General features: G+C 70.2%; 19 protein-coding genes. 10 read left to right on the plus strand and 9 right to left on the minus strand.

The features are described 5' to 3' along the window. Positions 1 to 12 precede the first annotated feature (12 nt). The gene (gene cofG / locus EI982_RS15040) at positions 13 to 1,152 is read left to right on the plus strand and encodes a 7,8-didemethyl-8-hydroxy-5-deazariboflavin synthase subunit CofG (protein WP_157690462.1); all 1,140 of its coding nucleotides are present in this window, start codon (positions 13 to 15) and stop codon (positions 1,150 to 1,152) included. Here cofG and EI982_RS15045 read toward each other — a convergent pair. Both EI982_RS15045 and cofH read right to left on the minus strand, forming a co-directional pair. Continuing rightward, complete coding sequence (locus tag EI982_RS15045) at positions 1,144 to 1,728, minus strand: metal-dependent hydrolase (protein WP_394352053.1); 585 nt, start codon at positions 1,726 to 1,728, stop codon at positions 1,144 to 1,146. The genes cofG and EI982_RS15045 overlap by 9 nt on opposite strands. Next, on the minus strand, positions 1,700 to 3,070 hold the full coding sequence (gene cofH, locus EI982_RS15050) for a 7,8-didemethyl-8-hydroxy-5-deazariboflavin synthase subunit CofH (RefSeq protein WP_157690463.1): 1,371 nt from the start codon (positions 3,068 to 3,070) through the stop codon (positions 1,700 to 1,702). The genes EI982_RS15045 and cofH overlap by 29 nt, the downstream gene beginning before the upstream one ends. A 106-nt stretch (positions 3,071 to 3,176) precedes the next feature. Here cofH and uppS point away from each other — a divergent pair, with 106 nt between their 5' ends. Both uppS and EI982_RS15060 read left to right on the plus strand, forming a co-directional pair. Continuing rightward, on the plus strand, positions 3,177 to 4,103 hold the full coding sequence (uppS, locus tag EI982_RS15055) for a polyprenyl diphosphate synthase (RefSeq protein ID WP_157690464.1): 927 nt from the start codon (positions 3,177 to 3,179) through the stop codon (positions 4,101 to 4,103). 95 nt (positions 4,104 to 4,198) lie between these two features. Next, positions 4,199 to 5,080 (plus strand): mechanosensitive ion channel family protein, encoded by an 882-nt coding sequence (locus EI982_RS15060; RefSeq protein WP_157690465.1) that lies wholly within the window; start codon positions 4,199 to 4,201, stop codon positions 5,078 to 5,080. A gap of 69 nt (positions 5,081 to 5,149) precedes the next feature. On the opposite strand, the gene EI982_RS15065 is transcribed toward EI982_RS15060, so the two are convergent. Further along, the gene (locus EI982_RS15065) at positions 5,150 to 5,758 is read right to left on the minus strand and encodes an undecaprenyl diphosphate synthase family protein (protein WP_157690466.1); all 609 of its coding nucleotides are present in this window, start codon (positions 5,756 to 5,758) and stop codon (positions 5,150 to 5,152) included. A 107-nt stretch (positions 5,759 to 5,865) separates the two neighbouring features. Between EI982_RS15065 and EI982_RS15070 the strand changes: the two genes are divergently transcribed. Then, a complete protein-coding gene (locus EI982_RS15070; protein WP_157690467.1) occupies positions 5,866 to 7,185 on the plus strand; it encodes a DUF92 domain-containing protein in 1,320 nt (439 codons plus the stop codon). Further along, positions 7,182 to 7,592, plus strand: a complete 411-nt coding sequence (locus EI982_RS15075; protein WP_157690468.1) for a GNAT family N-acetyltransferase — start codon at positions 7,182 to 7,184, stop codon at positions 7,590 to 7,592. Before EI982_RS15070 ends, EI982_RS15075 begins: the two co-directional genes overlap by 4 nt. A gap of 10 nt (positions 7,593 to 7,602) precedes the next feature. Here the strand turns inward: EI982_RS15075 and dnaG are convergent, their stop codons facing one another. Continuing rightward, the gene (gene dnaG, locus EI982_RS15080) at positions 7,603 to 8,937 is read right to left on the minus strand and encodes a DNA primase DnaG (protein ID WP_157690469.1); all 1,335 of its coding nucleotides are present in this window, start codon (positions 8,935 to 8,937) and stop codon (positions 7,603 to 7,605) included. A 177-nt stretch (positions 8,938 to 9,114) separates the two neighbouring features. On the opposite strand from dnaG, the gene EI982_RS18810 reads away from it, so the two are divergent. The 4 genes from EI982_RS18810 (at position 9,115) to EI982_RS15100 (ending at position 13,090) form a co-directional block, all read left to right on the plus strand. Next, positions 9,115 to 10,521: a DUF6498-containing protein gene (locus EI982_RS18810; RefSeq protein WP_233255244.1), complete on the plus strand. Its 1,407-nt coding sequence runs from the start codon at positions 9,115 to 9,117 to the stop codon at positions 10,519 to 10,521. Between the two features lie 136 nt (positions 10,522 to 10,657). Then, complete coding sequence (locus EI982_RS15090) at positions 10,658 to 11,491, plus strand: MOSC domain-containing protein (RefSeq protein ID WP_157690470.1); 834 nt, start codon at positions 10,658 to 10,660, stop codon at positions 11,489 to 11,491. 63 nt (positions 11,492 to 11,554) lie between these two features. Next, on the plus strand, positions 11,555 to 12,112 hold the full coding sequence (locus EI982_RS15095) for a type IV pilin domain-containing protein (protein ID WP_157690471.1): 558 nt from the start codon (positions 11,555 to 11,557) through the stop codon (positions 12,110 to 12,112). A 60-nt stretch (positions 12,113 to 12,172) separates the two neighbouring features. Then, positions 12,173 to 13,090, plus strand: a complete 918-nt coding sequence (locus tag EI982_RS15100; RefSeq protein WP_157690472.1) for an HFX_2341 family transcriptional regulator — start codon at positions 12,173 to 12,175, stop codon at positions 13,088 to 13,090. A 54-nt stretch (positions 13,091 to 13,144) separates the two neighbouring features. Here the strand turns inward: EI982_RS15100 and EI982_RS15105 are convergent, their stop codons facing one another. Together EI982_RS15105 and EI982_RS15110 are read right to left on the minus strand one after the other, a co-directional pair. After that, positions 13,145 to 14,203 (minus strand): enolase-like domain-containing protein, encoded by a 1,059-nt coding sequence (locus EI982_RS15105; protein WP_157690473.1) that lies wholly within the window; start codon positions 14,201 to 14,203, stop codon positions 13,145 to 13,147. 42 nt (positions 14,204 to 14,245) lie between these two features. Beyond that, complete coding sequence (locus EI982_RS15110) at positions 14,246 to 14,977, minus strand: DUF1405 domain-containing protein (protein ID WP_157690474.1); 732 nt, start codon at positions 14,975 to 14,977, stop codon at positions 14,246 to 14,248. A 340-nt stretch (positions 14,978 to 15,317) separates the two neighbouring features. On the opposite strand from EI982_RS15110, the gene pdxS reads away from it, so the two are divergent. Beyond that, complete coding sequence (gene pdxS / locus EI982_RS15115; protein WP_157690475.1) at positions 15,318 to 16,223, plus strand: pyridoxal 5'-phosphate synthase lyase subunit PdxS; 906 nt, start codon at positions 15,318 to 15,320, stop codon at positions 16,221 to 16,223. Between the two features lie 12 nt (positions 16,224 to 16,235). On the opposite strand, the gene EI982_RS15120 is transcribed toward pdxS, so the two are convergent. The 3 genes from EI982_RS15120 to carA all read right to left on the minus strand — a co-directional run bounded on the left by EI982_RS15120 (position 16,236) and on the right by carA (position 20,239). Continuing rightward, positions 16,236 to 17,792: a PAS domain-containing sensor histidine kinase gene (locus EI982_RS15120; RefSeq protein WP_199243655.1), complete on the minus strand. Its 1,557-nt coding sequence runs from the start codon at positions 17,790 to 17,792 to the stop codon at positions 16,236 to 16,238. A gap of 90 nt (positions 17,793 to 17,882) precedes the next feature. Continuing rightward, complete coding sequence (locus EI982_RS15125) at positions 17,883 to 18,764, minus strand: homoserine kinase (RefSeq protein ID WP_157690477.1); 882 nt, start codon at positions 18,762 to 18,764, stop codon at positions 17,883 to 17,885. A 407-nt stretch (positions 18,765 to 19,171) separates the two neighbouring features. Then, positions 19,172 to 20,239, minus strand: coding sequence for a glutamine-hydrolyzing carbamoyl-phosphate synthase small subunit (gene carA / locus EI982_RS15130; RefSeq protein WP_157690478.1), 1,068 nt, complete (start codon positions 20,237 to 20,239; stop codon positions 19,172 to 19,174). Positions 20,240 to 20,299: the final 60 nt, after the last annotated feature.

Here is a 20,299-nt window from a genome sequence, read left to right on the forward strand (position 1 = left end):
CGAGCGGAGGCCATGTCACGGGCTCCCGAGACCGACGACGAGCGGGTTGATCCCGACGCGCTGGTCGACGCCGACGCCGTCGACGACCTGCTCGCCGTGACGCCGGCCGACGTCGACCCGGCGCCGGAACTCACCTTCGCCCGGAACGTCTTCCTGCCGTTGACGACCGCCTGCCGGTACACCTGCACGTACTGTACCTTCTACGACGTGCCCGGCGAGGCCACCCTGATGCCGCCCGAGGCGATCCGTGAGCAACTCCACTTCGGCGCCGAAGCCGGCTGCACCGAGGCACTCTTCACCTTCGGCGACGCCCCGGACGAGCGGTACACGGCCGTCCACGACCAACTCGACGACTGGGGGTACGAAACCGTCCTCGACTACCTCTACGACGCCTGCGAGATGGCCCTCGACGTGGGCTTGCTCCCACACAGCAACCCCGGCGACCTGCGCGCCGACGAACTGGACCGGCTCGCCGAGGTCAACGCCAGCATGGGGGTGATGCTGGAGACGACGGCCGACGTCGACGCCCACGCGGGGGCGCGACGGAAGACCCCCGAGCGCCGCCTGGGGACGATCCGTGCCGCGGGCGAGGTGGCCGTCCCCTTCACCACCGGGATCCTCGTCGGCATCGGCGAGTCGCGGCGCGACCGGGCGGAGAGCCTGCTGGCGATCCGCGAACTCCACGACCGCTACGACCACGTCCAGGAGGTGATCGTCCAGCCGGTCGTGCCCAACGAGCGCTCGGATTTCGACCGGCCGGGCGTCCCGACCATGCGCGAGACGGTGGCGATGGCGCGGGTCGCCCTCCCCCCCGAGGTGTCCGTGCAGGTGCCGCCGAACCTCGCGCCGACCCGCGACCTGCTCGACTGTGGCGTCGACGATCTGGGCGGCGTCTCGCCGGTCACCGACGACTACATCAACCCCGACTACGCGTGGCCGGCGGTCGAGGAACTGTCGGCGCTCGCGGCGGAGGCGGGCGTTCCCCTCCGCGAACGGCTGCCGACACACGACCGGTACCTGCCGGCGGCGTACCGACGCGGGGCGGTCACGCCGGCCGAGAGCGAGGTCGACCGGGAGTGGCTCCGCCCCGCGATCAGGGAGGCGCTCCGTGCGGACGACGACGCCGGCCGCCGGTATCGCGCCCTACAGTAACCGCTCCTCGACGGCCGGCAGGTGCTTTCTGACGAGCGTGTAGGCGCCGCCGACGGCGATGAGCGCGAGGGCGACGCGCCGGACCGTCGGCCCGAAGGTGACGAGGCCGGGCGCGAGCAGGCAGACCGTGAGCAGGTAATCCTCGGGCGCGCCGTCGTAGCGAACCCAGTACCGTGGCGCGATCCACCGACTCCGGGAGTGGAGATAGACCGCCTCCGCGGAGGTTCGCTCCCACGGGCGGGCCTCCGTCCCCGCACCGAAGACGTCGCTGACGGAGTGGACGGCCGCCGAGAGGAGAAACCAGGCGGCCGCGACGGTCGCGGTACCGGGCGCCAGGGCGGCCGCGGCGAGCGCCGGAACCGCGCCGAGCCAGTAGTAGTCGGGGAAATGGAGGGTCCGGCGGTGGATCCCGGCCACGAGGTCCAAATCCGGGAAGATCCCGCCGATCATCGCGGCGAGCGCCGCGGCCGGTGCCAGTTCCGGCGCCAGGACCGTCAGCGGCAACGCGAGCAGGAGGCCGACGGCCGCGTGGGTCGTCGCCATCATGTCAGTCGTCCGCCGTGGGCGCCGATCCACCGAGCATCGGCGTCCCGTCGGCGTGCGGGCCGAGGCGGGGGCCGTGTGGGGCCTCGTCGGGGTCGATCGGCCGCCGTCGCTCGTAGTCGGTCGAGCGCTCGACCGGCCGGCGGCCGATCGCCGTCACCATGTCGACGTAGTCGGCGACCGAGCGGAACTCGCCGTAGTCGCCGCCGGCGCGTTTGGTGATCTCTTCGGAGAGCAGCGTCCCCATGAAGTCGTTGGCACCACAGGAGAGGGTCTTCAGCGACTTCGCGTCGCCGAACTTCACCCACGAAGTCTGGATGTTCTCGACGTTGTCGAGAAAGAGCCTGGAGACCGCGATCATGAGTTCGTCCTCGGCGTCGGTCGCGCCGCCGTCGACGAGCCCCTGCTCGTAGAGCGGCGTCCGCTGGTGAATGAACGAGAGGGGGACGAACTCCGTGATGCCGCCCGTTCGGTCCTGCAGGTCGCGCACCCGCTTCAGGTGCAGGGCGCGGTGCATCTCGTTTTCGACGTGTCCGTACATGATCGTCGCGGTGACAGGGAGGCCGGCGGCCATCGCCCCCTCCATCGCGTCCAGCCACTCCCCCGTGTCCATCTTGCCCGGACAGATCACCTCGCGTACCTCGTCGACGAGGATTTCGGCGGCGGTGCCGGGCGCGCTGTCGAGGCCGGCGTCCCGGAGTCGCCGGTAGACGTCCTCGTAGGACCAGTCCGTGCCGCGGCGGGCGTGGTAGGCCTCTTCAGGGGTTATCGAGTGGACGTGGACGCCGTCGACGGACATCGCGCGGATCTGCTCGGCGTAGGTGCCCGGCGAGGTGGTGTACGCCTCGGGTGGGCGGTAGTTCACCGCCTCGGGATCCGCGGCGGATTCGAGCAGTTCGCGGTGGTCGGCATCGAGGGCGAAGGCGGGGTGGAGGCCGCTGACCGAGCACACCTCGGAGATTCCCAGTTCGACGGCCTCGGCGACCGCCTCCCGGGATTCGGACGGCGTCTTCGTGAACCCGCCGTGGTCCTCGTCTGCGTCGGCTTCGAACGCCGACGCGCGATCCTTGAAGTTACAGAACAGACAGCCCGTGTCACAGGCCGTCGTGACGTTGTTGTTGAGGTTGGCGACGAAGGTGACGTCGTCGCCGACCATCTCGGCGCGTCGGCGGTCGGCCGCCTCCAGAACCGCCTCCTTGCGGGCGGGATCGATCCCTTCACGGTCGGTGCCGGTCGTCAGGAGTTCCACCCCGTCGGCGACGGTGAGTCGGACGCCGTCTCGGGCCTTCGCCAGCGCGTTCTCGAAGTGCTGGTCGGTCGCCGGGACGTGGTCGAACTCGACCCCCTCGACCGCCGGGGCGGACGGGTCGCTCATCGTCGGAGGGGAGGCGCCCGAGGCTAATAGGGGTTGTCGTCACGGGGCCACGCGCCCGACCCGGAATGTCAAAAGATCCATACCGGTCGGCGCCGTCGGACCGACCATGCATTCGCGGGTCCGGAACTGGCTCGACCGCGCTTACGAGCGGCTCCTCCGTCGCGATATCGGCGACGGCCCGGACCACGTCGCCATCATCATGGATGGCAACCGACGGTACGCCCGCGAACGGGGCGACGAGGCCACCGCCGGCCACCGCGAGGGCTCCCGGACGACCGAGCAGGTGCTCCGCTGGTGTCAGGACCTCGGGGTCGAGGAGCTCACGCTCTATGCCTTCTCGACGGAGAACTTCGACCGACCGCAGGCGGAGCGCGAACACCTGTTCGACCTGATCGAGTCGAAACTCCGGGAGTTCGCCGACGCCGAGGGCGTCCACGAGAACCGGGTGTGCATCCGGGCGCTCGGCGAAATCGATCGCCTGCCCGAGCGCGTCCGCGAGGCGGTCGCCTACGCCGAGCGACGGACCGAGGACTACGACCGATTCCGGCTGAACGTCGCGGTGGCGTACGGGGGCCGGGCGGAACTGCTCGGGGCCGCCCGCGACACGCTCGCGGCGGTCGACGAGGGCTGTCTCGATCCCGCCGACGTCGACGTCGCGGAGATCGAACGGCGCCTGTACGCCCGTCCCGTCCGCGACGTCGACCTGATCGTCCGCACGGGCGGTGCCGAGCGCACGAGCAACTTCCTGCCCTGGCACGCCAACGGCAACGAGGCCGCCGTCTTCTTCTGTGCGCCCTACTGGCCGGAGTTCTCGAAGGTGGACTTCCTGCGGGCGATCCGGACCTACGAATCCCGCGAGGCGTCGTGGCGACACACCCGCACCGAGCGGGCGGTCGCGCTGGTCCGTGCGGTCGCCGGCTCCTCGCTCGTCGAGACCCGCGAGGTAGTCGGGCGTCTCCGCGAGAAGCTCCCTCACGGCGGCGCCGAGCAGGTGGCGGCCGAACTCGACCGGCAGGATCGAACCGCCGAGTGACACCGTCCGGAGCGATCCGGTCGCCGGAGCACGGGTCGATCGTGCGGGCGCGACGACGGCGGTAGCTTTGTACCGTCGGCCCGTGATCGCCGCACATGTCCGTCATCGCACAGGTGACGACCACGCCGCCACCGGTCGTCGGGCCGGGAGGACTTGCCGACTACCGTCCACTCCTCGTCCGTGGCGCCTGGTTTCTGGTGGGGTTCGTCGTCGTCACCCTCGTCGGCTGGTTCGTCGTCGAACCGCTGATCGCGCGGTACGTCGAGCGGCGCAACCGGAACAACCCGACGATCAGGGAGGCGGTCTCGCGGTACGTCCGCCTGCTCTCGCTCGTGGTCGCCTTCTTCGCCGCGGCCGGCTTTGCGGGCTACGGCGACCTAGTCGGCGACTCCGCGCTCGTCATCGCCGCCGGGACGCTCGCCGTCGGCGTGGCCGGACAGACGGTCATCGGCTCCATCGTCAGCGGCCTCGTCCTCGTCGCCGACTCCGAGTTCAACGTCGGCAACTACATCGAGTGGACGGACGGGGAAGGGACGGTCCAGTCCATCACGCTCCGCGTGACGCGCGTGCTCACCCCCGACGGCGAACTCATCACGGTGCCGAACACGACCCTCACCGGGCAGGCGATCACCCGCCCGTACGGCCGGAAGCGCCGCCGGATCGTCGAACGCGTCGGCATCGCGTACGAGGCCGACGTGGGCGACGCCCTCGACACCCTCACCGCGGCGACGACGGCCGTCGAAGGGATCGAAGGGGAGCCGACGCCGAAGGCCTACGTCGACGAGTTCGGCGGCGACGCCGTCGTGCTCCGGGTCCACTACTGGCTCGACGACCCGCGACGGCAGGACGTCCTCGCCGTCCGATCGGCCTACGCCCGCGAGATCAAGGCGCGTCTCGACGCGGCCGGCATCGCGATCAGCCCCGCGTCGAAGCGGGAACTGCAGGGACGGATCGAGGTCGGGGACGTGTCGACGTGATTCGGTCTATCGACCGAACGAGGGACTCGCCACCGCTCGTCCCTCGACGTTTGGACGCTTCGCTCGCGCTCAGCGTCCAAACCTCCGCTGGCGGTTCTGGTAATCGATGACCGCCCGGAGGTAGTCGCGCTTTCGCAGGTCCCGCCAGTTCACGTCGGTGAAGTACAGTTCGGAGTAGACGGACTGCCAGATCATGAAATCCGAGAGCCGTTCGGCGCCCGTCTTGATCAGCAGGTCGGGTTCGTCCGGGAAGACGAGTCGGTCCTCGACGTCCGTCTCGTCGACGTCCTCCGGGTCGACGCGACCCTCGTCGACCGCCTCGGCGAGCGACCGGACGGCGGCGGCGAACTCGCCTTTGCCGCCGAGGCCGACGTTCACTTGGACGGGCGCGGCGACGGGTTCCGTGTCGTCGGGGCCGCGGACGGCGAGCGGACGCGGCGCGTCGATGGAACGCAGTTCGCGCTCCAGCGTCGGCACCACCGCCTCGTCGAGGACGCTCACCGAGACGGTGACGCGGTCGGCGCCGTACTCGAAGGCCCAGCGCAGGACGCGTTCGAGTCGGTCGTACGCCCCCTGCTCCAGCAGGTCGCGCTCGGTGAGCACGAGGGCGACGTGGGCGGGCGGGTCGCCGTCGTGGAGCCGCTGCCTGAGCGCGAGATAGCGGTCGTACAGTCCCACGGTGGAGGGAGGAAACGGTCGCTCAAAAGGTCACGGATTCGGCGGACTGCCGGGCGTGAGCGGGGCGTGTCGGGAGCGTTAAGTGGCCGTCGGGGATACCGGTGGGTGTGACGTCCACCCTTCGTCGGGCAGGGGGGTTCGCGGTCGTCGGGACGCTCGCGCTCGCCGCCCCCGAACTCGGGCGGGCGGCCGCCGCCCCCTTCGCGATCGTGGCGCTCCTCGCCGCGTTCGTCGTCGACGAGGGACCGGTGTTCGAACTCTTCGCCCGACCGCAGGACCGACGCGACGGCCGGCTCAACGGCCTCGCGGGGTTCGCGCTCGCGGCGACGGGCCTCGCCCTCCTCTCGACGATCCCCCAGCGGTCGATGCCGACCGACGTCTTCGTCGCCGCCGTCTTCGTCGTCGCCTACGGCAGGGTCGGCGCCCGCGTCGTCGAACGGCTGGACACGACGAAGGACCCGGGACGGACGACCGCCGGATACGGCATCGCCGCCTTCCTCGCCGCGCTCGTCGGCCAACTCGCCGTCGGGTGGAACCTCGGAACGCCTCCCGCGCTCCCCGCCGTCATCTTCCTCGCGGCCGCGGGCGCCCTGGTCGCGGCGCTGCTGCGCTCGATCCTCTACGCGCGCGACGACCCGCTGGTGATGCTCTCGGTCGGCCTCCTACTCTGGCTGTTCGACGCCATCGGCGTCGACGCGGCGCTTCCCGAGGTCGGGGTCGCCCTCGCGGTGACGGTCGCGCTCGGCTACCTCTCCTATCGGACCGGGACCGCGTCGGTCCCCGGGATGGTGACCGGCGTGTTGCTAGCCCTGCTCACCCTCGTCTTCGGCGGCGTGGGGTGGTTCGCCGTCCTCATCGCCTTCTTCGGTATCGGTGGTCTCTCCGCGAAGTACCGCTACGAGGAGAAACGCTCCCGCGGCGTCGCCGAGGACAACGAGGGCGCCCGCGGCAGCGGGAACGTCCTCGGCAACGCCGCCGTGGCGCTGGTGGCCGTCATCGGCTTCGCCGCCAGCGGCAGCATGCCGATGGACGGCGAACTCTTCCGCTTTGCCTTCACCGGATCGCTCGCCGCCGCGATGAGCGACACCCTCTCCAGCGAGATCGGCGTCCTGTTCGACAACCCGCGGCTCATCACGACCCTCAAGCGGGTCGATCCCGGCACCGACGGCGGGATCACCTGGCAGGGCTACGTCGTCGGCGTCGTCGGCGCCGCGGTCGTCTCGGGGGTCGCCGTCGGCTTCTTCGCGTTCGGATCGCCGTGGCTCGCCGCCCTCGCGGTCGTCGCCGGCGGCGTCACGGGAATGACCGTCGACAGCCTCCTCGGGGCGACCCTCGAGGGCGGCCGGGTCGGCAACCAGACCGTCAACTTCCTCGGCACGTTCGCGGGTGCGGTCGCGAGCGCCGCGTTCGCCGCCCTGCTGCTGTGATCCGCCACGCGCGGCCGACCGACGCCCCCACGCTCGCCCGTCTCCAGACTTACCTCCGCGAACCGAGTCCGGGACTGCTCGACGCCGCCCTCGACGCCGACGCGTACTCGCCGGCCACGGTCTTGGTCGCCACGGCCGACGACGACCGCCCGGTCGGGTACCTGCTCGCGGTCCCCGGCGACGGGACGACCTACGTGGCGGAGCTGGTCGTCGACCCCGACCACCGCCGCGAGGGAATCGCGACCGCGTTGCTGTCGGCGTGTGCCGCCCGCTCCGAGCGACTCACTGTCACCGTCGCCCCCGACGACGAAGCGGCGCGGTCGCTGTACCGTCGCTGTGGCTTCGAGGAAGCGCGCCGCCTGCCCGACTTCTTCGCGGACGGCGCGGCGATCCTGTACCGACGGTAGCCCGCCGGGGTCAGTCGGCCGCCGCCAACTGATCGACCGTCCGCACTCGGACGTCGACGGGCGTCTTGACCATCTCGTCCGAGGACCGGGCGACGAACTGCTCGACGCCACGCTGGGCCGCCACGTCGAGCAACCGCTGTGTGAGTTCGCCGTCGAGGACGACGGCGTACGGGACCGGATCCGTCCCCGACACCGCGTCGAAGGCGTCGGCCGCGGGCACCGTCTCGATGATCTCGAAGGTGTCGTCGAGGAGGCGTGCCGACCCCGTCTCGGACTCGATCACCGCCCGCACGTGACCTCGGAGCGTCGACGGGTCGTCCCGGACCGTCCCGTTCGAGTCGGGGGGGTCGTCGTCGACGTCGGGATCGGCGGTCTCGTCCGCGTTCGCCGTGGCGCCCGCGTCGTCGGTTTCGCCGTCCGTCCCCTCCGTCTCGGAGCGAGCCGTCTCGAGCGTCGATGCGGTGGCCGCCGACGCGGCCGCGGTCGGGACCGACTCCACGGTGTCGTCGTTCCCGTCGACGGCGGGTGCCGGTTCCTCGTCATCGAAGAGCTCGCCGTACGGCGTCTTATCGCGGAGCGCGGACATGACCTCGTGGCGTTCGAGGTCCTCGACCGACTGGCCCTCCGGTGCGAAGACGACGTAGTCCACGTCGCCCACCTGCGCGAGTTCGCGCAGGATGAGTTCGCCGCCCCGGTCACCGTCGAGGAAGGCGGTGACGGTCCGCTCCTCGGTCAGGTCTGCCACCGTGTCGGGCACGTTCGTCCCCTCGACGGCCACGGCGTTCTTGACGCCGTACTGCAGGAGCGTGAGCACGTCCGCGCGTCCCTCGACGACGATGACCGCGTCGGCGTCCGCCACCCGCGGCCCGGCGGGGAGGCCGCGATACTCGGTGATGTCGTCGATCCGGACGCTCTCGCGGACCTCCTCCAGGATCTTCGAGGAGTCCATGACGCTCTCGTCGAACGACCCCGCGAGCAGTTCCTTCGCGCGGTCGATGACCTTGCGGCGTTTCGCCTCGCGGACGTCCTCGATGTTCGTCACCTCGACGGAGGCCTGACAGGGACCGACCCGGTCGATGGTTTCGAGCGACGCGGCGAGGATGGCCGTCTCCACCTTGTCGAGGCTGCTGGCGATGGTGATTCGTCCGAACGACTGTCCGTTCTCGCTGTCGATCTGGACGTCGATACGACCGACTTTGGAGGACTGCTGGAGGTCACGGAGGTCGAGTTCGTCGCCGAGCAGACCCTCCGTCTGCCCGAAGACGGCGCCGACGACGTCGCTCCGCTCGACGACGCCGTCGGCCGCGATCGATGCGTGAATGAGATATTTGGCTGTGTCGTCCATTGATGATCCCCTCGGAGGGGCGATGATGGTGATGATGACACATGGGGCGACCCATGTACGCATATATACTTTTCGGGCGGACGGGAAATACCTGTCGTACTCCGTACCGCCCGTCCCCGGTCGATACGACCGCGACCGGTTCGTACATGGCGGTCGCTCCCGATCGGTCCAGTACGGATGGGTTCCCCGCGGACTCGCCCGGACGCCACGACCGTCGTCGCGGCCGGTCTGCTCGCCGTGATCGGTGCCAACCTCCTTCCCCTGGTCGGCGTCCTCGCCTGGGGGTGGGACCTCACGTCGTTGCTGATCGTCTACTGGGTCGAGGCGCTCGCGACGGTCCTCCTGGCCGCCCTGAAGGCGCTCTTCGCCGAACGTGGATCCCCGTCGGTCCCGGGCGGGATCGAGCCGTTACACGAACTCCGGGCGAAACGCGGCGGCTGGCAGCCTCGGGACGGGTGGCCGCCGATCTATCCGCGGAACGTCCCGTTCGCGCTGTCGATACTCGGGTTCTGGGTCGTGACCGTGTGCCCCCTCACCGTCCTCTATCTGTCCTGGGTTTCCCCGACGGCCGCCCTCTCGCCGTCGCTCGGTCTCAGCATCGTGGCCCTGCTCGTGGCCCAAGCGTCGTCGTTCGTCTCCGAGTACGTCGGCGACGAGCGGTACCGGGACGTCTCCGCTCGGGAGGTCCTGCGGACGCCGGGACTGTTAGGGCTGGTGATCGTCACGCTCGGCTGGCTGGGCACCGCCGGCCGCGCGGGCGGCCTCGTCGTCCTCGCCGGGGCCGTCCTCGCGAAGACCGGCGTCTCGGCGTCCCGCTTCTACGCCGACCGCGTCGGGCGACCGATCCTGCACCTCGGCGAGCGATTCGGCGGCGGCGCGGCGTTCAGTGAGCCACCACCGGAACTCGACGTGCCCGAGGCCGCCGTCATCGCGAGGGTCGCCGCCGACCGCCGATCGGTCCTGCTCGGGAGCGTCGGCGCCATCGGTTTCGGTTTCGTGCACCGCCTCGGCCTGTGCACCCTCGCGGCGTTCGGGTTCGCGCTCCTCGTCCGGGACCCCCCGTTGATCGCCGTCACGGGCCTCGCCGTCCTCGCCGTCGTCGCCGCGCGGGTACTCAGCTACTACCTCCGGTACGGCACCGTCGAGTACCGGCGTCGTGGCGACGCGCTCGTCGCCTACGACCGCCTCCTCGATGCGCCACAGTGGATCGTCTCCGTCGAGCCGACGATGGACGTGTCGGTGCGAAACGCCATCGCCGACCGACTGCTCGGGACGGGCACCCTCGTCGTCTCGGGCGTCGACTCGGTCGATCGGGACGAGGTTCGCCTGGGGCCCGTCCGCGACGTCGACCGTGCGGTCGAGCGACTCGACCTCCCGGTCGCGCGGACGGACCGACCGGATCGCGATCCGGCCGCCATCGCCGCTTGCGCGGGCCTGTCCCTCCTCTTTCTCGCCGTCCCCGCCGGCCTGTTTCTCACGCCCCGGGTCGAGACGTCGACGGCGGTCGGGGTCTCCGTCGCCTTCGGTCCCTTCTTCCTGTTGCTGGTCGGCGTCCTCGTCTGGGCTGCGCTCTCGCGGATCTGATACGGAGTATTGTAACTGTTCACCGGTGGTTCGCCGGACCGTTCTGGCGAACCACCGGTACTGACTTACGATACACAGTCTGGGGCGGCGGCGTTCGAACCAACGATTATCCGACCCTCGACCGTATCGGGGCTCGATGGCACACATCGAACGGCTGCGATGCTATCCGGTCAAGGGACTCGACGGGATGTCGATCGAATCGGCGCGGCTCACCGAGGCGGGGACGGTGGCCGGCGACCGCGAGTACGCCATGTGCGACCCCGCCGCGGGCGCCATCGAGACTGGTGAGGGGATACAGACGCTCGCGTACAACGGCAAGCAGACCGACCGCATCCACGCCCTGCGGACGACGTTCGACCCCGAGGCGAGCACGCTGACCGTCGACCCCGCGGACGACGAGCGACGGCGCTTCGACCTCTCGACCGACGACGGCCGGGCGGCCGCGAGCGAGTGGTTCGGCGAGTTCGTCGGCGAACCCGTCGATTTCCGCGGGCGCGAACCGCCGGCGTTCGTCGACCGCCCCGACGCCGGCCCCTCGGTGATCAGCACGGCGACCCTCGAAGCGGTGGCGTCGTGGTTCGACGACATGACCGTCGATGGGGCCCGCCGCCGTCTCCGGGCCAACGTCGAAGTCGGCGGCGTTCCCGCGTTCTGGGAGGACCGGTTCGTCGGTCCGGACGCGCCGGAGTTCGTCGTCGACGGCGGCGACGGCCCGGTCCGCTTCGAGGGCGTCGAACCCTGTGCACGGTGTGTCGTCCCCTCACGCGACCCCGAGACGGGCGACCCGCTCCCCGACTTCCGCGAGCGGTTCGTCGAGCGCCGGGAGGCGACCTTTCCCGAGTGGGCCGACCCCGAGGCCTTCCCCCACTACTACACGCTCATGCTCATCTCGCGGGTGCCGGAGGCGGATCGTGGGGGAGCGATTTCGGTCGGTGACGAGGTTCGCGTCTCCGATCAGGGCGGGCGCTGACGCGGGGGCCGTCGCTCCCGAATCGGGGGGTTATATGTGCTGCTACCCCCGAAATTCACACGTATGAGGGGCCGGAGTCGGTCACGTGCGTCCTCGGCGGTGATCGGAAACGTCCTGTTGATCGCCATCGTGGTCGTCCTCGCGGCGACGGCGTCGGCGTACCTGTTCGGCGCCACCGACGGGTCGCCCGATCCGGCGCCGACGGTCGCCCAGTCGACCGGCGAGTTCGTCCCGCAGGACGGCAACGATGGCGGAGTCGTGCGGATCACGCACCGCGGCGGGGATACGCTCCGTGTCGCCGACCTGGAGATTGTCGTCGACGCGCAGGCGGTCTGTGGGAAGGTCGGTCGCCTGGTGAACCTTCCGGCGTCGGGCGGTGATCCGCGACCCACGAGCGAGTTCGTCAGGGGAGACGACGTCTTCGACAACTCGTTCAACTCGGTCACCGGCCCCATCGGCGAGGATGGCCGTACCGTCGACGGGAGGTGGTCGAGCGGCGAAACGGCGACGTTCCGGCTGGCGGGCACCGAATGCCGGCTCACGTCCGGCGAGTCGATCACGGTTCGGGTCGTTCACACGCCGACGAACGCGGTGGTGATCAAACAGACGCTGACCGCCTGACTGCGACCCGCCGGATTCGGAGACTGGCCGTTTATATGAATACCGACACACGTTCCACGCATGCAGACCCACATCGTCCCGGTCGGCTTCGACTACGACCGGCTGATCGCGCCGCTGATCCGCGACCAGTTCGACGTGGACCGGGTCATCCTGCTCGAGGGGGCCGTGGGGAGCGAAGCGAACGTCGAGTACTCGCGGAACATCTCGGAGAAGCTCGAACAGGACTTCAAGAACCTGCTCGGCGCCGAGACCAGCCGCGTCGTCATCGAGGACGTCTACGACTACGACGCCGCCTTCGAGCGCGCCTACGACCTCATCAACGACCAGTTGGACGAGGGCGCACCCGACGGCGAGGTGTGGGTCAACGTGAGCTCGATGCCCCGCCCGGTGAGTTTCGCCTTCGCCACCGCCGCCCACTCCATCACGCTCGAACGCCAAGCCGACCGGGACCGCATCCACACCTACTACACCGCCCCCGAGAAGTACCTGGAGACGGAGCTGGCCGAGGAGTTGCGGGCCAACCGGGACCTGCTTCGGGGGCTCCTCGACGAGGCGGAGGACGTCGCGGCCGAACGGATCGAGAAACGGCTCGACGGCACCGCTGGCCTCCTCGACGAGTTCGACGAGCGTGGCACCACCATCGGCGCCAAGCGCATCGGCGAGAACCACATCGTGGAACTCCCGGTCGCCTCCTTCTCGAACGTCAAACCCTTCGAGGAGGTGATCCTGTTCGAACTCGGCGAACACGGCGAGTTCGAGTCCGTCTCGGAACTCGCGGAGGCGCTCGCCGCCGAACTCGGCGAGGAGTACACCGACAGTTTCCGGTCGAAGGTCATCTACAACGTCGACCGCCTCGGCCCCGGCGGGAAGGGGTACATCGAACAGGAGGAACACGGCAAGTCCTACCGGACGCGCCTCTCCCGCATCGGCGAACTCTGGGTGCGCGCCCACGCCGACCGGGACTATAGTAGCGATTGAAACTGTTTGCACAGCCGACCGTACGCAGTACTGGGATCGGCTGTGTGATGACTTTCAATCGCTACTATAGAAGTCGAGACCGACCGGGTCGTCGCTCGGGACGAGCGGGCTCCCCGGGGGGTCCGCCGGCAGCGCCGGCAGGTTGTACGCCCCCGGCGCCACGTCGTTCGGCGCGTCGGGGTAGAACGTCGCCGCGAGCGTCTGGACGTGTGCGCGGCCGACGCCGAGTTCGAACTGGCCGCCGCCGTACAGCGTCACGTCGCGCTCGCGGGCGTACTCGATGGTCTCCAAGAGCGACTCGACGGTGCCGAACCGCGACGGTTTCACGTTGAGCCAGCGCGGCTCGAACGGGAGGTCGCGGACGCTCTCGACGTCCGTGATCGGGGCGTCCCACGAGAGGCGGTCGGCGGCGCCCTCGACGAGCGACCGCGTCCCCTCGGTGATCGCGGGGTCCTCGATCACCGCCTCGGGGAACCCCTCGATCACCCGCTCGTAGAGTTCCGGATCGGGCGCCTGGTCCACCGTCGTCCCGACGTAGTGGCCCTTCAGGTCGAGCACCCGGACCGCGTCGGTGGCCGCGAGGTCGGCGACGAGGTCGGCCGTCCAGTCGCTCGTCGGATCGAGTTTCAGTTCGAGGTCGGGGTGTCGGTCGAGGATCGCCTCGACGCGGTCGGTCGTCGGCGGGTCGCCGAGGCGGGTGCTGACGACGAACGTCACCGGCGAGCGCTCGCGGCCGAGCGCCGACGCGAGGTCGGTGTCCGCCTGCCGGAGCGCCAGGTCGAGGGCGGCGCTCTCGAGCGCCCAGCGGCGGTAGTGGCGTGCCGAGGGTCGTTCGGGCTCCTTCGTGGGAAAGAGGTCCGTATCGTCGAGCGCGGCCGAGAACGCGTCGAACGTGAACTCGCCGGTCGGGGCGAGCGCCCCGACGTCGGCGAGGGCGTCGTGATCCTCGGTGTCGTAGGTCACGTCCTCGCCGCGGCCGACACGGCCGTCGCCGTGGAGTTCGAAGACGGTCGTCGCGCGGATGAAGTCGCTGGAGGTGTCGCGCTCGTGGCGGCGGCGGGTCTCGCGGTCGATCCGGAGCGGGAGGTCGGCGAGTCGGTCGTAGAGGGTCACGCCCCACCTACGGGCCACGGGCGCATAACCGTGGGCGGTGGGTCACCGTGCTTCGAGTTTCTTCACCCGCGTCGCGAGCGTGAGAAACGTGGCCGTGAGCGTCAGGACGACGGCGCCCGCGGCGGCGAGTTCGTGGGTCGGCGAGAGGTGGGTGATCGTCCCGTCGACGATGCGCTGGCCGGGGAGCAGGGTGTGGTGGGGCGTCCCCACCACGGGGACGAAGTAGTCGACCAGGTCGTTCAGGCCGTACCACGCGACGGCGACGGCGACGGCGCCCACGGGGAAGTCGCTGTACCGGTGGATGACGAACGCCTCGACGACCATCATGAGGTGACTCCCGAGGAGGAAGGCGTACATCGGGAGCGCGGTGGTCGCGAGGAAGCCGTCGGCGAAGACGAGGAGGACGAAGGGCGTCCAGAGGCCGAGCTTCCAGCAGCCGAAGAAGGCGAGTGCGTCCACCACCTCGTTCGAGCGGCCGAGCGACCAGAGGCCGAGCGAGAGCGCGATGAAGAGCGTCGCGACGGGGCTGTCGGGGACGAGCGGCCACGCCGCGAGCGGTTCGGCCGCGAACTGGAAGCGATAGTACCAGAACCCGAAGACGGTGCCGACGAGGTTGGTGGCGACGACGGCGGGCGCGAGCGAGAGGCCGAGGTTCTCGACGGCCCGCGGAAGCGGGGCGAGCCACCGGGGAAGGGCGTCGGCCTCGGGGAGACCGTCGCCGTCGAAGAGCGCGCGGAGCCGACCGACGGCGGCGGCATCCGGCCCGGAGGACATGCTCGACGGGAGGGACCGGTCCGGTAAATCGGTGGCGGTCCCAGCACGCGGGGCGGTCCGCGGTGTCGGCGGTCAGGGGAGCAACGGGGTGCGGTGGGCGTAGGCCGCCCCGACCAGCAACGTCGCGACGGCCGGGACGCGAACCACGTCCGCCCGTCCCCGGGGACGTCCGGCGTCTCGGACGGGTAGTACGGCGAGAGCGGGCTCCGGCGGTCCGGATCGCGGTCGGTCATGGCCGGGCGTTGGGGCGCTGGACACGTATTCGTCGGGGACGCGTGGTCCCGACCGGCAACGATTACCGGAAGGCCGCCGTTAAGTGGGTCCCACCGTAACGTCAGCCATGACCGAGACGGACCTCGAAGAGCTTCGGCGTGGTACCGAGCTGGTGAAACGTGGATTCGCACGGATGCAGAAAGGCGGCGTCATCATGGACGTCGTCAACGCGGAACAGGCCCGCATCGCGGAGGACTGCGGCGCCGTCGCGGTGATGAGCCTCGAAGCCGTTCCCGCGGACATCCGCAAGCGCGGGGGCGTCGCCCGGATGGCCGACCCCGCGGCACTGACGGAGATCTTGGAGGAGGTGTCTATCCCCGTGATGGGTAAGGCCCGCATCGGCCACACCAAGGAAGCGGAGATCCTCCAGGCGAAGGGTGCCGACATGGTCGACGAGAGCGAGGTGCTCACGCCCGCGGACGACGACTACCACATCGACAAGCGCGATTTCACCGCTCCCTTCGTCTGTGGCGCGCGGAACCTCCCCGAGGCGCTCCGGCGGATCGACGAGGGCGCGGCGATGATCCGAACCAAGGGCGAGGCCGGCACCGGCGACGTGAACCAGGCGGTCACCCACCAGCGGGCGATCAAAGGCGCCATCCGGGAACTCGACGGGATGGCTCACGAGGAGCGCGAGCGGTGGGCACGCGAGCACGGCGCGCCCCGCGACTTGGTCCACGAGACCGCCGAGATGGGGCGGCTTCCGGTCGTCAACTTCGCCGCCGGCGGCATCGCGACGCCGGCCGACGCGGCGCTCATGATGCACCACGGCTGTGACGGCATCTTCGTCGGGTCGGGTATCTTCGGCGCCGAGAACCCCCAGGCGATGGGGACGGCCATCGTCGAGGCGGTCAACAACTGGGACGACCCCGAGCGCCTGGCCGAGATCGCGACGAACGTGGGCAAGGGCATGAAGGGACAGTCGAACGCCGACATGCCCGAAGAGGAGCAACTGCAGGGCCGCGGCGTCTGAGCCGGGACGTCGCTACGTTCGCGCGTCGGACGGTTCCGGACCGTCCGCGCTGGGGCGCCACTTGGCGGCCGGGAACACCATCGAGACGACCGTTCCCTTCGGCTCGTTGTCGGCTATCTCGATCGTTCCGCCGAGGGGGGTCACGAGCCACTTCACGATCCACAGACCCAGCCCGCTCCCGTGTTTGAGCGGTCGCTCCTCGCCGGCTTCGATCACCTCCCGCTCCATCTCGGGGATCCCCTTCCCCCGGTCAGCAACGCTGATTCGGATCGTCCCGTCGGTCCCCTCGGCCACCCGAAGGGTCACCTCGGGGGCGGTCGACGAGTGTTGGATGGCGTTGTCGACGAGTTCTTCGAGCGCGACCCGAACGGCGTATCGATTGGCCAGGACGAACGGATCGGCCCCCTCGACCCGCAGGGTCGCTGCGGGGTGCGCCTCGCGGTAGTCCGCGGCGACCGCCTCCAGTAGCGGCCGTATCCCGACCGGACGCACGTCCCGGATGTGCTGGTAGAGGTCGTCGAACTGTCGGGCCCGCTCCGAGGTGTCGACCAGTTCCTCGGCCGCCGAAACGATCGCCCCGAGATCCGTCCGCGTCTCCTCGAGGGACGCGAGCAGCGAGGGATCCTCGACCGCGTCCTCGACGGCGTCGAGCGTGGTCAGCACCCGCTCGGTGTTGCCGATCACCACGTTGAGCCCGTTCCGGAGGTTGTGCCGGAGGACGCGGTTGAGCACCATCAACTGCTGGCGACGGGCCTTCCGCTCGGTGATGTCCTGGATCGTCCCCCGGAGGACCGTCGTCGGCCCGTCGCCGACCGGCTGGCACGTCGTCCGCACGACCCGGGTCGTCCCGTCGGCGGTGACGAGCTGAGCCTCCACGTCGTACGGGAGGTTCCAGTCGAGTGCGCGCTCGACGAGCCCCCGGATCCTGTCGCGGCTCGTGGGGTGGTAGAACCGCAGAGCGTCTTCGAGCGACGGCTCGTACGACGGATCGACGCCGTGGATCCGGCGGGTGCCCGCCGTCCACCGGAGTTCGCCGGCCTCGACGTCGAGTTCCCACCCGCCGACGTCGGCGGTCTCCTCGGTCCGCGCCGAGAGGTCGCGACTCCGTTCGAGCGCCCGCTCGTGTTCCTTGCGCTCGGTGATGTCCGTCTGGATCGCGACGAAATGTGTGATCGAGCCGTCCTCGTCGTCGACGATGGGGGCGATGGTCTGGTTCGCGATGTAGCTCTCGCCGCCTGCCCGGCGGTTGACGATCTCTTCCTGCCAGACTTCGCCGGCGACGATGGTCTCCCAGAGCCGTCGGAAGTAGTCCGGATCGTGGTGTCCGGAGTTGAGGATGTCCGGCGATCGGCCGACGGCGTCGGCGGCGTCGTACCCGGTCACCGCCTCGAAGGCGGGGTTCACGTAGACGATCCGCCCCTCGAAGTCGGTGATGAAGATCGCGTGCCCGGCGGCCTCGACGGCCCGCTCGAACCACGCCGGGTCCAACTCCCGACACGACGCGTCCGTCCACCCGCCGCCGCGGGCCGAACCGTCGGTGGATCCATCCTCGCCGTCGCCGTCGCTCATGTCCATCGGGTGAACGCCGGGGACGTTTGATAAACCGGCGGGCATCGTCATCGCGTGAGAATCACGACGGCCCGCCACCCCGACCGACGATCAGTCGCGATGCAGCGTGGCGCCGCCGCCGATCTTCGTCTGGTAGGCGCGCGAGTCGACACCCACTTCGGCGAACCCCTCGACCATCGCGGCGGCGATTTCGCGTCGGTCCCCGGGATAACACGCCGCGAGGACACCCGGCCCGGCGCCGCTGACGGTGACGCCCGTGGCGCCGGCGGCGAGGGCGGCCTCCCGCACCTCGTCGTAGCCGGAGATGAGGTCGGCCCGGGCCGGTGTGACCAGGCGGTCGTGCATCCCCTTGCCCACGAGGCGCGGATCGTTCCGACACATCCCGGTCGTCAGCGTGGCGGCCCGACCGACGGTGTAGACGAGCTGTTCCATCGTCGCCCCGGCGGGCACCACGTCCCGCGCGTCGCGCGTCGAGATGGCGATCTCCGGCAAGCAGGCGACGAGCGGGATGTCGGCGTCGACGGTCGTCACGTCCCGGCCCGTGGCGACGGTGAACCCGCCGAGCAGCGCGGGCGCCACGTTGTCGAGGTGGACCTCGCCGGAGACGGTCGCCTCGCCTTTCCCCGCGATGGGGACGAGTTCCTTGCGCGAGAGCCCGCGGTCGTAGAGTTCGTTCAGCGCGAGCGCCGCCGCGGCGGCGCTGGCACCCGACGATCCCAGTCCCGAGGAGGGGCGGATTCCCTTGTCGATGCGGATGTGGGCCGGGGCGTCGAGCGCCTCGGCGACGGCACCGACGGTGTTGTCCGCGGGGTCCTCGGGAATGAACTCGCTCCCGTACCCCCTCACGTCGATGGTCGTCCGGTCGGCCTTCTCGACGCGGATGACGTCCGCCGGCCGGTCGAGGGCCGCGCCGAACACGTCGAACCCGCTACCGAGGTTCGCACTCGTCGCGGGAGCCCTGACCGTGACCATGCCACGGGGTTGCGCGAGTCGGGTCAAAAACCTGCCGAAGGTCGACACTCGTCGCGACCGAACGGGACTTTTCCCTGTCCCGCCCGTCGCCCCGTGTATTGGCGTCCCCGGCGGCGCGACGGGTTCGACGGCTACCGGGCCAGCGCACTCGGCCTCGCCGGCGCCTTCAGCCTCGGGTTCATCGTCGGCCCCACCATCGTCGGCGCTCCCGCCAGCGACTCGGCACTTCCCGGCGGCGCCGCGGGACCCGTGGCTCCGGGGGCTCGCGTTCTTCCACGTCTCCGTCGCCTTCGCCGGCGTGCCGATCACGTTCATCCCCCGTCGCCGGCTCGGTCGTCGCGTTGCTGCTCGGCGTGGTTCGGCGGGGGAACCGGCGGCCCGAGTGGAAGCGACGGTGGGCCGGCCGATCAGTCGGAGGTGGCGACGGGGGTGTCCGTCGACACCAGGTCGAGCACGTCGTCGAAGAAGTCGAGCGAGTCGTTGGGGCCGGGGTGGGCCTCGGGGTGGTACTGGCGCGTGATGACGCCGAGTTCCTCGTTTTCCAGGCCCTCGGCGGTGCCGTCGTTGACGTTCACCTGCGTCACGCTCAGCCGGTCGCCCGGTTCGCCGACGGTGTAGCCGTGGTTCTGGGTCGTCATGACGACCCGGTCGGTCTCCAGGTCGCGGACGGGCTGGTTGACGCCGCGGTGGCCGAAGGCCATCTTCTCGGTGCTGCCGCCGAGGGCGTTGGCGACGACCTGCTGGCCGAGACAGATGCCGGCGACGGGCAGGTCGCCGACGAACTCCTCGACGAGCGCCTCGGCGGCCTCGAAGTTCTCGGGGTCGCCCGGCCCGTTCGAGATGAAGAGGAGGTCGGGATCGACCGCCGCGACGTCCGCGGGGGTCGCGTCGTAGGGGAGGACGTGGACCGTCGCGTCGCGTTCGAGCAGGGACTCGGTGATCGAGCCCTTGGCGCCGCAGTCGATCAGGGCGACCGTCGCGGCCGAGCCGCCCTCGTAGACTGTCGGCTCGTCGACGCTGACCTGCGCCCCGATGTCGACGTGCTCGCTCATGCCCTGGCAGGCGTCGAGCTCCGCCTTCGCGTCCTCGGGCGTCGCGTCGGGACCGACCGCCAGCCCGCACCGCATCGCCCCCTCCTCGCGGATCGAGGTGACCAGCTCTCGGGTGTCGAGGTGGTCGATGGCGGGGACGCCCTCCTCGTTCAGCCACTCGACGACGTCCTCGGTGAACTCGCGGGCGATGGCCGCACGCGGGTGGACGCGGTCGGATTCGAAGCGCTCGGATCGGACGCCGTAGTTGCCGATGAGCGGGTACGAGAACGTGAGCACCTGCTCCTCGTAGGAGGGGTCGGTCAGGCTCTCCTCGTAGCCGGTGTAGGCGGTCGTGAAGACCAGTTCACCACGTGTCCGACCCGGAACGCGGCCACGCGCTTCGACCACGCGACCGTCCTCCAGGGCAAGGTAGGCGTCCGACATTACGAGAAACACAGGCCGTCACCTCAAATAAGCCTTGCTTTCGAAGCTGAGTTACGAAAT

The organism is Haloplanus salinarum, assembly GCF_009762275.1.
GTDB lineage: Archaea > Halobacteriota > Halobacteria > Halobacteriales > Haloferacaceae > Haloplanus > Haloplanus salinarum.

Coding starts and splice junctions, on each gene's coding strand:
- cofG (WP_157690462.1), top strand. CDS start 13: ATGTCACGGGCTCCCGAGACCGACGACGAGCGGGTTGATCCCGACGCG.
- cofH (WP_157690463.1), bottom strand. CDS start 3,070: ATGAGCGACCCGTCCGCCCCGGCGGTCGAGGGGGTCGAGTTCGACCAC.
- uppS (WP_157690464.1), top strand. CDS start 3,177: ATGCATTCGCGGGTCCGGAACTGGCTCGACCGCGCTTACGAGCGGCTC.
- EI982_RS15060 (WP_157690465.1), top strand. CDS start 4,199: ATGTCCGTCATCGCACAGGTGACGACCACGCCGCCACCGGTCGTCGGG.
- dnaG (WP_157690469.1), bottom strand. CDS start 8,937: ATGGACGACACAGCCAAATATCTCATTCACGCATCGATCGCGGCCGAC.
- EI982_RS18810 (WP_233255244.1), top strand. CDS start 9,115: ATGGGTTCCCCGCGGACTCGCCCGGACGCCACGACCGTCGTCGCGGCC.
- EI982_RS15090 (WP_157690470.1), top strand. CDS start 10,658: ATGGCACACATCGAACGGCTGCGATGCTATCCGGTCAAGGGACTCGAC.
- EI982_RS15095 (WP_157690471.1), top strand. CDS start 11,555: ATGAGGGGCCGGAGTCGGTCACGTGCGTCCTCGGCGGTGATCGGAAAC.
- EI982_RS15100 (WP_157690472.1), top strand. CDS start 12,173: ATGCAGACCCACATCGTCCCGGTCGGCTTCGACTACGACCGGCTGATC.
- EI982_RS15110 (WP_157690474.1), bottom strand. CDS start 14,977: ATGTCCTCCGGGCCGGATGCCGCCGCCGTCGGTCGGCTCCGCGCGCTC.
- pdxS (WP_157690475.1), top strand. CDS start 15,318: ATGACCGAGACGGACCTCGAAGAGCTTCGGCGTGGTACCGAGCTGGTG.
- EI982_RS15120 (WP_199243655.1), bottom strand. CDS start 17,792: ATGAGCGACGGCGACGGCGAGGATGGATCCACCGACGGTTCGGCCCGC.
- EI982_RS15125 (WP_157690477.1), bottom strand. CDS start 18,764: ATGGTCACGGTCAGGGCTCCCGCGACGAGTGCGAACCTCGGTAGCGGG.
- carA (WP_157690478.1), bottom strand. CDS start 20,239: ATGTCGGACGCCTACCTTGCCCTGGAGGACGGTCGCGTGGTCGAAGCG.